Annotated in this window: 13 protein-coding genes; 5 read left to right on the forward strand and 8 right to left on the reverse strand. The window is 47.2% G+C overall.

Translation table 11 applies throughout. The features are described from left to right. Positions 1-298: 298 nt before the first annotated feature. The 4 genes from KD145_RS14585 to trpS form a co-directional block, all read right to left on the reverse strand. Positions 299-2,362: a helix-hairpin-helix domain-containing protein gene (locus KD145_RS14585; protein ID WP_212006577.1), complete on the reverse strand. Its 2,064-nt coding sequence runs from the start codon at positions 2,360-2,362 to the stop codon at positions 299-301. Next, on the reverse strand, positions 2,338-3,126 hold the full coding sequence (locus KD145_RS14590; protein ID WP_212006578.1) for a hypothetical protein: 789 nt from the start codon (positions 3,124-3,126) through the stop codon (positions 2,338-2,340). Before KD145_RS14590 ends, KD145_RS14585 begins: the two co-directional genes overlap by 25 nt. Positions 3,127-3,310: 184 nt before the next feature. Continuing rightward, complete coding sequence (locus tag KD145_RS14595) at positions 3,311-3,946, reverse strand: deoxynucleoside kinase (protein WP_113617201.1); 636 nt, start codon at positions 3,944-3,946, stop codon at positions 3,311-3,313. 50 nt (positions 3,947-3,996) lie between these two features. Further along, positions 3,997-5,001, reverse strand: a complete 1,005-nt coding sequence (trpS, locus tag KD145_RS14600) for a tryptophan--tRNA ligase (RefSeq protein WP_212006579.1) — start codon at positions 4,999-5,001, stop codon at positions 3,997-3,999. A 187-nt stretch (positions 5,002-5,188) separates the two neighbouring features. Between trpS and gatC the strand changes: the two genes are divergently transcribed. Genes gatC through KD145_RS14625 form a run of 5 tightly spaced genes read left to right on the forward strand, consistent with a single transcriptional unit; the run spans position 5,189 to position 8,097 of the window. Then, positions 5,189-5,479, forward strand: a complete 291-nt coding sequence (gatC, locus tag KD145_RS14605) for an Asp-tRNA(Asn)/Glu-tRNA(Gln) amidotransferase subunit GatC (RefSeq protein WP_212006580.1) — start codon at positions 5,189-5,191, stop codon at positions 5,477-5,479. A 5-nt stretch (positions 5,480-5,484) separates the two neighbouring features. After that, a complete protein-coding gene (locus KD145_RS14610) occupies positions 5,485-6,210 on the forward strand; it encodes an ABC transporter ATP-binding protein (protein ID WP_212006581.1) in 726 nt (241 codons plus the stop codon). 21 nt (positions 6,211-6,231) lie between these two features. Further along, positions 6,232-6,792 (forward strand): cob(I)yrinic acid a,c-diamide adenosyltransferase, encoded by a 561-nt coding sequence (locus KD145_RS14615; protein WP_212006582.1) that lies wholly within the window; start codon positions 6,232-6,234, stop codon positions 6,790-6,792. 21 nt (positions 6,793-6,813) lie between these two features. Then, on the forward strand, positions 6,814-7,401 hold the full coding sequence (locus tag KD145_RS14620) for a riboflavin synthase (RefSeq protein WP_212006583.1): 588 nt from the start codon (positions 6,814-6,816) through the stop codon (positions 7,399-7,401). 12 nt (positions 7,402-7,413) lie between these two features. Continuing rightward, positions 7,414-8,097: a hypothetical protein gene (locus KD145_RS14625; protein WP_212006584.1), complete on the forward strand. Its 684-nt coding sequence runs from the start codon at positions 7,414-7,416 to the stop codon at positions 8,095-8,097. 4 nt (positions 8,098-8,101) lie between these two features. Here KD145_RS14625 and KD145_RS14630 read toward each other — a convergent pair whose 3' ends face one another. The 4 genes from KD145_RS14630 to KD145_RS14645 are packed head-to-tail and all read right to left on the reverse strand — an operon-like array spanning position 8,102 to position 12,423. Continuing rightward, entirely contained in the window at positions 8,102-9,454 is a 1,353-nt protein-coding gene (locus KD145_RS14630) for a DUF58 domain-containing protein (RefSeq protein WP_212006585.1), read from the reverse strand. Positions 9,455-9,463: 9 nt separating this feature from the next. Continuing rightward, the gene (locus KD145_RS14635; RefSeq protein WP_212006586.1) at positions 9,464-10,444 is read right to left on the reverse strand and encodes a MoxR family ATPase; all 981 of its coding nucleotides are present in this window, start codon (positions 10,442-10,444) and stop codon (positions 9,464-9,466) included. 3 nt (positions 10,445-10,447) lie between these two features. Then, on the reverse strand, positions 10,448-11,677 hold the full coding sequence (locus KD145_RS14640) for a DUF4350 domain-containing protein (RefSeq protein WP_212006587.1): 1,230 nt from the start codon (positions 11,675-11,677) through the stop codon (positions 10,448-10,450). After that, positions 11,674-12,423 carry a hypothetical protein gene (locus tag KD145_RS14645; RefSeq protein ID WP_212006588.1) on the reverse strand — a complete coding sequence of 250 codons (750 nt, stop codon included), beginning with the start codon at positions 12,421-12,423 and terminating at the stop codon, positions 11,674-11,676. The genes KD145_RS14640 and KD145_RS14645 overlap by 4 nt, the downstream gene beginning before the upstream one ends. Positions 12,424-12,426 lie beyond the last annotated feature (3 nt).

A 12,426-nucleotide genomic window follows, 5' to 3' on the forward strand; every position in this document is an offset into this window, starting at 1 on the left:
AACAGCAAAAAACCATTTCTAAATTGTATCACAAGCAAACGAGCAAACAAGCAAACGAGAAACCTAAAACACGCAGGGGAAATCACTGCTAAAGGGCACAAGCTTTAAGGTAAAAGCGGCTCATTGGTTATTATTTTTTTAGGATTTAGATTTTGGTTGAACACCTCCAAGGTATAAAAAAAATGAATGCTAAATCTTTTATACTTAACATTATTTTAACAGGAAATGCCCCAAAGCTCATAATGAATTAATAACCAATATTTTAAATGGATAAAAATTAATATTCTTCAATAATTATCTATAACGTTTGCATTAGTTGCAACTGAAAAAAAGTTTTCTTGCTGCCCGCTATTGCATCCCAGCCAGTACCAATTACCTGTTTTCCAGGATAAATTGTCTGATGGACACGCATCCAGCACGACAGCTGTTTGTTCACCTTATACTTCACATTCAGATAATACTGCCATCCCCGCCCATACACCTGAGATACCGCATTGTCATATAGTACACTGCGTTCATAGGCATACATGCGGGTATCATAATTATCGGTTTGAAAACGCGCCAGCCTGGCATTCATTGTTATCGGCCACCGTGGCAGCCGGCAGGCTATATCACCATAAAACATCCAGCCTGTCTGGCTACCTGTGGCAGCCATATATCGACTGTATTCTGCCCGTACTTTAAAAGACCAGTATTGCCTGTACTGGCAATCTCCCTGAAATCGTATATGCGTTGTAGTTATATCTGATAATATCTTTAATGCATTACCGGACACCAGCAGATTCTCTTCATATTTTCTGCTGTTCAACCGCAGCAGGAAACGTTTCTTTTTATCCGGTGCATAAGTTAGCTGTAACAAAAACTCAGATCCATCAGACGGAGCATCTGCCCTGTATTTTAGCCAGGGAAAATGAAAGATATCTGCATAGGCGTCCAGCTTACATCGGGGTGTAACCTGTACTGTAAGGCCTGTATACAAACCTTTTTCGTTGACAGTCCGGTAGTTATCCCCAAACCCTTTGGCATAAAAGGACTGGTAGGCTTTATCATAGTACCGGTATACGACCGACATATCCACCGCGGGCGACAGACTGGTCAGTATTCCCTGTACCAGGGCAGGTTTTCTGTTATCACTCACCGCTGCTTCTCCAAACAGGTGCACATTTTTCCAGTAAGCTGCGTAGTCTACACTGGCACCGGTCAGCTCAGCACCGTTGAACTCAAACTGATTATAAGGGTGCTGTTCCTTTTGCAGCGCCGGTGTAAGCCGGTGTGAGATTACATTGACACCTACCTGCCAACGCCGGGTTTGGTAGCGTATATTTCCACCGCTGCTCAGTTGCTGTATACTCCCTTTCTTCGATATTTCAGTGAGGGTACGGTGATAGCCACTGCTCACCAGTGAAGTGGCCGATATATCCTGCAAGGTATCTGCAGCATTGAGACTTCCATCGAGCTGGCGCCAGGAAGCCAGGATGGTTATCTGCCATGTTTTCTGCTGCCAGGTGGCGGCAGCCCCTCTGAAAAAGTAATACTCTCCTGCCGAAGTATAGGGCCGTAGTATCTCTCCTTCCCTTTTTATCTGCATGACTGCAGCTCCTTTGCCGTAGGCCTGCGATTGCCAGTTGAGTAGTCCCTGCCCCAGGTTGGCCGTAAAATCACCGATAGCCACCGCTTTAAGCCGGCCTATATTCCGCAGAAACAGATGCGCACTGTAGAAATCAAAACCGTATTGACGGCGGTAGCCGCCCCATGGTTCCCCTGCATCCTTTTCCATGGTAATACCCCAGCTGATATAACGGGGAAAGCTATAGCGGTATCTTAACAATACCTTATCAGGACTACCCCTGTACATCGCCGGCGTACTGCCGGTATACTCATATCCACGTGCTTTCTCCAGCTGCCTGCTATAACGGAGCAGCCACACATGATCACCTTTATGCAGGTAGTCGTGCCAGGTATAATGAGGAGCCAGATCATCGCCTACCCTGATATAGGGCAGCAGCTGCCGGATCAGATCCGGCTCAAACCCAGGCACCGCCTGCAATTCATAGATACTCACGAGATTCCCCAGCAAACGCCGATAGGCTATAAAATTACCGATCTGCAGTGCGGTCAGCATTCCTAACGACTGCAATGTAGCCTCATCTGCGGTATTGAGCTGTATCTTATGACGGGCGTAAGCTTCCAGCCGCTGCCAGTTGGCATCGTCTTCCGGCAGCGCGTCATTGCCGGCTGTTTCGTTTTCCAGGGCATTTTCCATCAGGGGTGGCATGGATTCTTCCTGCCGGGCTTCTGCCTTCAGCCAGCTACCACACAACAATAGCACGCTGCCTATCATTCTGTAGAGTCCCGCTGCCATATGATAGTGGTTGAAGGTGTAATGCCCAACTGCGGGTGAAAGCCGGCTGCAAACATAATACGCAGCGCATGCCAATAAATGTTGACACCAGCATAATGAAAGGGCGCCCTGGTGGCTATTCCCCATTGCAATGCCAGTGGCGGTGCTATCCTGTAACTGGCTGTTGCTCTCATCCATGCGGCTTCATCGGCGGCTTTGACCACTTCGGCAGTCAGCAAAAAACTGGCAGCTGCTTCCCATCCGATACCGGCACTGTAAACAGCAGGCTGCTGTGGTGAATAATATATCCGCAGACCAATATGCCAGCATATACCGGGATGATACAGCATGCCACCGGTCACCGAAGGATAGCCGCGGGAGCCATATCCCGGCAAAACTTCCGTTTCATAATTGAATCCTATCCCCAGGCCTACCCTGCGACCCAGCGACCTTCCATATGCCAGTGCGGCGCTTTGCCGGTAGTAAGCACTGCTACCTATCCTCGAAAGCTGCAATCCAAACGCACCGGCACCCACAGGAAAGGCCGCCATGGCCATATACAGCGGAAGCTCCTGCAACCGGAATCTTTGTTCTGCATACAAGCCTGCTGAAAATGTACGTAAACAGGATAATCCCGCAGGTTGATAAGCGGCTGATGCCACATCCTGAAAATGACGGCTGTAACTGCCACTGCCAATATCCTTTCCCAGTGGCATCCATAAAGACTGTGCAGATGTTACTAACATACAAGGCACACAAACAATGGTCAATAGCAATATCTTCATTGCAAAAAAAGGGTTTAACAAAAAATATATCGGTCAACAAACATTCACTGTTCAACAAAAATATGTCCTGCGAAGCAGACAAATGTTAATCACATCTTAACGTGAAAAAAATTTTCTCCTGAAAAAACAAAACCCCGTCTGGCGCAAGCCGGACGGGGCAATTATCTGTTCTTCCAGTCAGTGATCAGAAGAGGCCGTAGAGCTGAGAATCAATCCTGGAAATAATTTCACCCAGGTCTTCATCGCTTTCGGGAAATTTATTTTTGTCAATATCAATCACCAGCAACGGACCTTCATCATATTTTTCAATCCAGTTGTTGTAATATTCGTTCAGGCGTTTCAGATAGTCGAGCCGTATATTCTCTTCATATTCTCTTCCTCTTTTCTGAATCTGTGCTACCAGGGTCGGTACGGAAGCCTGCAGATAGATCAGCAGGTCCGGCGGTTTCACCATGCTTTTCAGCGTTTGGAAGAAGTTGAAGTAGTTATCGAAATCCCGTTTGGTCATCAGGCCCATTTCGTAGAGGTTGGGTGCAAAGATATGCGCGTCCTCATAGATGGTACGGTCCTGTATCACAGTGTCTTTCCCGTTCTGGATCTCCAGCAGTTGTTTTAATCTTCCGTTGAGGAAGTATATCTGCAGATTAAAAGACCAGCGGGGCATATCTTCATAAAAATCGTTGAGATAGGGATTGTGCTCTACATCTTCATACTGCGGGTGCCATTTATAGTGGCGGCAAAGCATTTCGGTGAGCGTGGTTTTACCAGCGCCGATATTGCCGGCGATCGCGATATGTTTGATTTTATTTTGTTTTGCCATGCTAATTGATAGGTCGTTATTATTGAAAATAGCTACCAGTACTGACTATCTCAATAATAGTTTAAACCGATAAGTTTTCTGGCCTGTTGCAAAGTTTGTGCCGCATTTGCCCTTGCTTTTTCAGCACCTTCCTTCATGATTTTACGCAGATAGGTAGTGTCTTGCTGCAGGGATTTTGCTCTTTCGCGGATGGGCGCAATAAATTTCACCATGTCCTCACCCAGCTGTGTTTTCATATCGCCGTAACGGATAGTTCCCGCGTTATAGGCATCTATGTAAAACTGAACAGTATCAGGAGCAGACACCAGTTTCATGATTTCGATCAGGTTCTGTACGGATTCAGGCATCGGTTCACCAGGAACACCACCGCTGGCCGTTTGTGCTTTTTTTAGCTTTTGGCGGATCTTATCATCTTCATCAGAGAGATAGATGGTGGACATTTCGTTTTCGCTCTTGCTCATTTTGCCGCCTTTGCCATCGAGGCTCAGGATACGTACCAGGTTATCCCCGTAGTTGAAAGCTTCCGGTTCAGGAAACAGTTCTCCATAGCGGCTGTTGAAGCGCTGGGCGAAGTTCCGGGCCATTTCCAGGTGCTGGCCCTGGTCTTTGCCTACCGGTACTTTTACGGCACGCTGGATCAGGATGTCCACGCTCATCAGCACAGGGTAGGTCAGCAGGCCGGCGTTCACGTTGTCGGGTTGCTGTCTTACCTTGTCTTTGAAGGTAGGGACTTTCTCCAGTTCTCCCATATAGGCCAGCGTATTCATCAGCAGGTACAGTTCTGCTATTTCCGGGATGTCGCTTTGTACGTACAGGGTCACTTTCTCCGGATCGAGGCCCGAAGCGATATTTTCCGCCAGTACCCGCATTACATTGGTTTGCAGGTCTTTCGGATTCGGGTGGGTAGTCAGGGAATGCCAGTCTGCCACAAAAAAGTAGCAGTTAAATTCTTCCTGCATCCGGATATAATTACGGATAGCGCCAAAATAGTTGCCTAAATGCAAATAACCGGTGGGGCGAATGCCACTCACCACAATTTCTTTTTCTGTAGCCATAACAAGGCGCAATTTAAATAATCGCTGCTAGCTTTCAGCACCCCATAGGATACTGTTCTGTAAAAAAATTATAACAAATTGCCGAAAAAGGCGCTGGGCAAAAGTTGAAAGCTCTCCGTTTATCCCTATTTTTGAGATACCATCATTTTACCCGATATATTTTATTATTTTTTGATTTAATTTGATTATGGAAGTGAACGACGCCCTGGTGCAACAGTTATCAGATCTGGCCCGACTTGAATTTAACGAGCAGGAAAGAGCGGAGATCCGTGGGGATCTGCAGCGGATGATCACTTTTGTGGAGAAGTTGAACGAACTGGATACCACCAACGTAGAACCCTTGTTACACCTCACGGCCGACTATAATGTATTCCGGGAAGACAGGGTGATACCTTCCATAACCCGGGAAGAAGGCCTGCAAAACGCACCTGCAGCCACCCCAGAATATTTCGAGGTGCCGAAAGTCATAAAGAAATAATCACCATGCAAAAGTCCGTTATCCACCTGGAAGACATCAGAAAAAGTTATTTTCTCGGCAAAAATGAATTGCCGGTACTCAAGGGGGTATCCCTGGACATCTTTAAAAATGAGTATGTGGCCCTTATGGGACCTTCCGGCTCCGGCAAGTCCACACTCATGAACATCCTCGGATGCCTGGACACCCCTACCAGTGGCCGTTATATCCTGAGTGGCCACGATGTAAGCAAAATGGAGGATAATGATCTGGCCTCCGTTCGCGGAAAGGAAATAGGCTTTGTTTTCCAGCAGTTTAACCTCATGCCCCGCCTCACAGCCCTTGAAAATGTGGCCGTTCCGCTGATATATGCCGGCATCGGTAAAAAAGAAAGGGAAGAAAAGGCCCGCCTGATGCTCGAAAAGGTAAAACTCGGCGACCGTTACAAACACAAACCCAACGAACTCTCCGGTGGACAGTGCCAGCGTGTGGCCATCGCCCGTGCCCTGGTAAATGACCCCGCCCTCATCCTCGCCGACGAACCTACCGGTAACCTCGATACCAAAACATCCATCGAGATCATGGAAATATTCGGCCACATCCACGCTTCCGGCAACACGGTTGTACTCGTTACCCACGAAGAAGATATCGCCGAGCACGCCAGAAGAGTTATCCGGCTGAGAGACGGTATTATCGAATCCGACAGGATCAACGGGAAAAAAGAGGCCCACTCCGGGACGATAACGACCCCGTAATTCGTATTTTGCATAAAAAACATGTCGCTTAAGATATACACCAAAACAGGCGATAAAGGGAAAACATCCCTTATCGGCGGTACCAAAGTGCCCAAAAGTGACCTCCGCATCGATGCCTATGGCACCGTGGATGAACTTAATTCCTACATCGGCCTGGTCAACGACTACATGGCAGACCCCGACACCAAAAACCTCCTGAAGGAAATACAGGACCGTTTGTTTACCGTCGGCGCTGCACTCGCCTGCGACCCCGATAAGGAAACCAAAATGAGAATACCCGACCTTCATGAGGCAGACATCCAGCTGCTGGAATCCAGCATCGATAAAATGAATGATGAACTGCCGCCCATGAAACACTTTGTACTCCCTGGTGGCCATGTAGCCGTATCTACCTGCCATATCGCCCGCTGCGTATGCCGTCGCACTGAAAGACTCTGTGTAGGTATGCAGGAACACAATATGTTCATCGAACCACTCGTACTCAAATATATCAACCGCCTCAGCGACTACCTCTTTGTACTCGCCCGCTGGACCGGACACAAACTCGGCGTGGAAGAAATTCCCTGGAAACCGAGGGTATAGTTTTTTTCTTAAATTCGCTTCATGTTCACAGGAATCATAGAAACACTAGGAGAAGTAATATCCACACGCAAAGAAGGCAGCAACCTGGTCATCACCCTGCAATCATCTATCGCCGGTGAATTAAAAGTAGACCAGAGCGTTTCCCATAACGGTGTATGCCTTACCGTTACCAACGTACAGGGCAACACCTACGAAACCGTAGCCGTAGCCGAAACACTGCAGAAAACCAATCTCTCCCTGCTCGTACCCGGCCATAAGGTAAACCTGGAAAGAGCCATGGTATTCAACGGACGCATCGACGGACACCTGGTACAGGGACACGTAGACGGTACCGGAACCTGCATTTCCCGCGACGAACAAAACGGCAGCTGGCTGTACCGCTTTACCTATCCGTCCGAATTTGCCGGACTGATTGTGGAAAAAGGCAGTATCTGCATGAACGGTATCAGCCTCACTTGCTTTGATATCACCGACAAGGAGTTCTCCGTGGCCATCATACCATATACTTTCTCCTTTACCAATGTTCAGTTCATGCGCCCAGGACATCTTATCAACCTGGAGTTTGATATACTCGGCAAGTACGTTGCCAGACAAATGTCCGTACGATAAACACCGGATAGCTTGAAAAAACACCTGCTGCTGACCGCATTCATGCTAATCAACCTGCTGGCCCGTGCCCAGCAGGTTAAAGCCATTCGTATCAACGCCTGGTACGATACCACTGCTATCTCCGAATTATACGACCGCGTGCCCATTGGACTGCAATATACCTACAGCGACAACAGCACCCGGCAAACCACCGGCCTGCTGCAGGGCAACCTGCGCTGGAATAAAATACAGGTCAGCTCCTCCAATGGCCAGGTACAAAACGGTATCCTCTCCTTTAACCGGCAGCAACTGGCACAACAACATTATCGTATAACCCTCACCGTCACCAGCGAAGGTAATCCTCCGCTGGAAGCTACCATCACCCTGCCACACCTGACAGGCATGCGTTTTAACCACTACGCAGACAGCATCAAGCGGGACATCCGTTATTATATCAATGTGGAAGGGAAATTCAGCAGTGGCAGAGTACTACCGCTGGATACCGCACAGCTGCTTTTCAAGACTTCTGCCGGCCAGGTCCTTGGGCAGGACCTGTTAATAGAGAGAAACGATACTGTTAAAACAGTTACAATAGATGCCTGGTACAAACCCAACCCCGATATGTTTATTCATTCGGTTGTACCGGTAAAACAAATGCCCGATCCCGATCTTCCGCCACCGCCAGGACGGCCGGCGCCAAGAGGTCGCAGGCAATAATATGCTAAATCAGCGTACGCGCTTTTAATTCCAGGTATTTATTCACCACATTCAGCGTCAGCTGCTCTGGTGTGCTCAGTAGTGACATGATCCCGTATTTGGCCAGCTCTTTCACGATCAGCTTTTTATCGTAGGCAAACTTCTGGGCAATCGTCTGTTTGTAAATACCTTCCACATCCTGCGCTTCCTGTTCAGTCACCTTCTTCAATTCCGTATTCTCAAAAAACACGACCAGCACCAGATGGTATTTGGCCAGCCGGCGCAGAAAAGGCAACTGCCGGTGCAGGCTCGACATCGATTCAAAATTGGTGAACAATATCAGCAGCGAACGTTGTGACAAGTGACTGCGCAACTGTACGCTCAATGCTTCGTAATCACTTTCCTGCCACTTTGTTTCCTGGGCATACAACGACTCCAGAATCTTATTAAGCTGTACTTTTTTATTGCTGGCCGGCAACACTTCCACAGCCTGTTCAGTAAAAGCCACCAGCCCCGCTTTGTCGCCCTTGTTCAACGCTACATTACTGAACACCAGCGATGCATTGATAGCATAATCCAGCAAAGTCATCCCCTCAAAAGGCATCTTCATGGTGCGCCCTTTGTCTATAACACAATATACCTGCTGTGATTTTTCTTCTACATAATTATTCACCATCAGGTTACCGGAACGGGCAGTCGCTTTCCAGTTGAGCATCCGCACATCATCTCCTTTTGTATAAGGCTTGATATGATCAAACTCCATACTATGGCCTATCACCCGTCGTTTGTGCTCACCCGTTTCATTCAGCCTGTTCATATAGGAATACAGAGAGTGGTGCCGCAGTTGCTGAAAACTGGGATATACATTCACAGTTTGTTCCGTATCAAAAATCAATCGTCTGTTTACAATACCCAACGCACTTTGCATAAATACATTGGTGTAACCAAACTTGTATTCTCCTCTTTCAACGGGCCTTACTACATACCGGAAAACATGTTCTGCTCCCGCTGTAATCTTTGCCTGCAGCGAAAAATTCCGGTCCTGAAACTGGAAAGGCAGTTCGTCTACGACAGTTACCAATACCGGGAAAGGATAACGATTGGTACAGGTGATCAGTACCTCATTTTCATCTCCATTGCTGAAACGGGCACTGGCCACGCGTCTGGCTTCCAGGATGCTCACTGGTCTCATCACCAGCAGTATCATGTCGAGCAGTAATAAAGCCAGCAGAATACCCAAAGCCAGTATAGCAATATTGAGCAGTCCCGGCACAAAAAAGGCGATGATAAACAACAGTATGTTGACACCTAACCCAAGATAGAGGCGGTTGGTGAAAAACAGCTGCTGGTATAAATTATTTCTGACAGATGAAGACATAGTTAAAGCTTATCTTGGCACTTCCACCATCTTGAGAATCTGGGCTATCACATCATCCGTACGGATACCTTCCATTTCTTTTTCCGGTGTCAGCATAATACGATGGCGCAATACATGTGGCATCATTTCCACAATATCATCAGGGATCACGAAATCACGGTTACGCATGGCAGCCATGGCTTTGGCACAGTTCATAACGGCAATGGATGCACGCGGAGAAGCACCCAGGTAAAGAGATGCGTTCATACGGGTTTCATGGACAACAGCAGCGATATAGTGCAACAGTTTTTCCTCGATCCTCACCTGACGCACCAGGTTCTGGAATTCGATCACCTGTGTAGCCGTTACTACTTTGGAGATCACTTTCGAAAGATCAGTGGCGCCGTTGAGACGTTGTACACTTTGCAGCACCGCCACTTCTTCCTGCAGATCAGGATATTTTACTTCCAGCTTAAAGAGGAAACGGTCCAGCTGTGCTTCCGGCAGGCGGTAGGTACCTTCCTGTTCGATGGGGTTTTGCGTGGCTATCACCATAAACGGACGGTTTAAGGTATAGGTAGTACCATCATTGGTGATCTGCCTTTCTTCCATCACCTCAAAAAGGGCAGATTGTGTTTTTGCCGGGGCACGGTTAATTTCATCTATCAGTACCAGGTTGCTGAAAACAGGACCTTTTTTGTATTCAAATTCTCTTGTCTGAGGATTGAATACAGAGGTGCCCAGCACATCTGCCGGCATCAGGTCTGGTGTAAACTGTATCCTGGAAAAATCTGCGTCCACGCACTGAGCGAGCAACTTGGCAGTCAGTGTTTTTGCCACGCCGGGGACCCCTTCAATCAGCACATGGCCCTGTGTGAGCAGTCCTGCTATCAACAGATCCACCATCTGATGCTGCCCCACAATTACTTTCCCTATCTGTGTTCTGATCGCTTCTACGCCTTCGTGTAAGGTGGTAAAATCAGTCCTGGGTTGAAAGGTATTGATATCCATTATTTACTTCGTATTTAAATAAAAATGTTGAATGAGTTGATAGAAATCTTTCAGCTGTTCGTCGCTCACCTCGCCTGCGAGCTGTATCTGGTGAAGCATGGAAAACAGTTCCCGGATAGTTATTTCAGGCATGGCCGCCTTTTTGGCCAGTGCTTCGACAAACTGATCGTTCAGATGATTCGTATTGAGATAATAACGGGAACGGATATACTCCAGCAGATGAATGATCATTTTGTGAGCCAGGTTGTAGTTGTTGCGCTGCTGATAATACAGCTGTCCGACAGCATCTACAAATTCCAGCGAGTTATTGGCCAGCACCGGCTTTTCAGGGATGATACGTTGTCTTCTTTTACCTTCAAAAATCACATACAGCAACAACAGCAACACTGCCAGCCATAATGCCCAACGCATGGCGGGATAACGCATCAGCACCTGCCACTCGCTGAAATCACCAGACTGCGGACCATACTGATGACTATAAAAATCGTCCCAGTACACGTTGGTAGCGTCATCCGGCAGATAGGACATTTGTATTTCCTGTGCACCAATATTTTTTTGATGTAGCAGGAAATAGTTACTGAAAGTGTAAGGATTGAGCGATACATAAACAAAACCGTCACCATAAGCCATCCCGATAAAATTGGGTCTGCTCTTGTAATTCATCCCAAAAACCGTGGTGGTGGCTGTATCTATGCCGGAGAAATAACTGCCACTGATCATGCCCATATAGCTGAAAGCGGTGTCCAGATCAAGTGAGGGATCTTTATAACGCTGGGCAGTATTGGATTTTTTTTGCTGAAAGTTCTCTCCATCCACTACGGTAAACTTCAGCTTTTTGGCCAGCAGCGGGTCCATCCGGTTAACGCTGATAAACAGGAAGTTTCCCAGAGAAGCATAATACAGCATAGACTCCACATCACGCTCTGTGGCAAACAGTTCATTAGCGACAATAATATAAGCGTTGTTGGAACCATGAAGCTCTGTTTCTTTGTCATACGTGGTAGCAAAAGGTTTGGTAACCACCTGCACGGGCCGGCCGGCAAAAAGCTCCGGCAATGTTTTAAAAGCTACATAAGTCCCGCCAGCCTTTTTATCCTTGCTCGAAAAGGAGGCATTTTCCATGTTGGTGGACAGTTGTTCAGTATTAACAAAGTTAGTGCTACTGAACAACGCCAGCATTATCAGTAATAATGCTACAACGACAATTATGATATAGGTAGTCCTTTTTTTCACGAAGCTTTGCCTAATTGATGATTAAAATCCCTGAACTGCTGGGCCATGATATTGAATTGCGCTTCACTGACTTCAAACTCACCATACCAGATATATTCATAGTCCAATGTCAGTGTGGAAAACGTTTTATAGTAAGGTGTATTACGCATACTGCGCAGATAGTCATTGTTCGTTTTTTCCCTTCCGGGGATGATCAACTGTCTGTTGGCCAGTTGAAACAGTGTATACAGGTACCACCAGCGTACAGCCTGCCGGATATCTCTGGCAGCGATGGCAGCCCGGATCTTATCTTCATATTCACTGGCACTCCGTAAATCTTCTTCATGTATTTCTTCTGTTACTTCCAGCTCTTTGGGTTTCCGGAAGATGTTCATACCATTGTTTTTCATGAAACGATACAACAGGAATCCCAGAAAACCAAGCAACAAAATGGCAAGAATATACCGGATTTTGGAAATGAAAAGAAAGAGCAAGGCCAACGCACGGAAAAAGCCTTCCCCGGAGCGGGGCTTCTTCGCATCTTCATCACGGTACTGCATCTGTTTATCCTGCTTCAGCTTTGTTATTACTGCTTCAGATACGGTCCGTTTGTCGTAGTACGGTATGGAAGGAGTTGCTTTTGTTTCCTGTCCATCTTTCGTTTCCTGTTCATCGGCCGCAGGCAGCTGTGGCAGCCCTTTCAGGGGGAGGCACAACATAATCAGCAGCAACAGGCGTTTCACATATTTTCTACAATCAATTGTCATCAT

The sequence above is a fragment of the Chitinophaga sp. HK235 genome, from assembly GCF_018255755.1.
Lineage (GTDB): Bacteria > Bacteroidota > Bacteroidia > Chitinophagales > Chitinophagaceae > Chitinophaga.